The following is a 645-nucleotide window of genomic DNA, read 5'->3' on the forward strand; positions in this document are numbered from 1 at the left end:
ATATTCGTCCAAAGTTTTTAAGTAATCATACCCATTATAGCCCAACAGATCCTGATGCGAAAATCTCGACCAAACCAGGTAAACCACGCCAACTGAACTATGCTGGACAATTAGCTGTTGACGATAAACATCACGTGATTACAGGTGCTTGTGCCAGTACCGCAGGTAGCAAAGACAGTACAATCTTTTCTGAAATCATGGATCAAACTTTATCAAATTTTAAACAAAACGATATACAAATAGGTGAAGTTTTAGCTGATGCTGGTTACAGTAGCGGTGCTAGTTTACAATATTGTGAAGATCATAATTTAGACGCTTGGATTCCCAACTTTGGACAATATAAACCCGAGCGAGAAGGTTTTATTTTTAATAAGAAAGAGAATCGATACGAATGTATTAAAGAAGGCGGAAATAAAGCTTTTTTACCATTTAAACGAACTTTAATTGATAGTAAAGGTTACGAAAAGAAAAGTTATAGAAGCTCTGAACATGACTGCGGTAAATGCATCTTAAGAGCCGAGTGTTGTGGAAAGGTAACCAAGTTTAAAAAGCTGGAAGAAAGTATTCATAAACCACTTTACGATAAAATGCACGAAAAACTCACCCAAAACAAAGCCTATCATCGCAGGTTAGTTAAACGTCGAA

General features: G+C 36.3%; 1 protein-coding gene. It reads left to right on the plus strand.

Features of this window, described 5'->3' with window-relative positions:
- Positions 1 to 645, plus strand: a 645-nt coding sequence (locus B4L98_RS08680) for a transposase (protein ID WP_291078029.1), incomplete at both ends; no start/stop codon positions are given.

The organism is Empedobacter sp. UBA5528, assembly GCF_002426075.1.
In the GTDB taxonomy this organism is placed as follows: Bacteria; Bacteroidota; Bacteroidia; order Flavobacteriales; family Weeksellaceae; genus Empedobacter; species Empedobacter falsenii_B.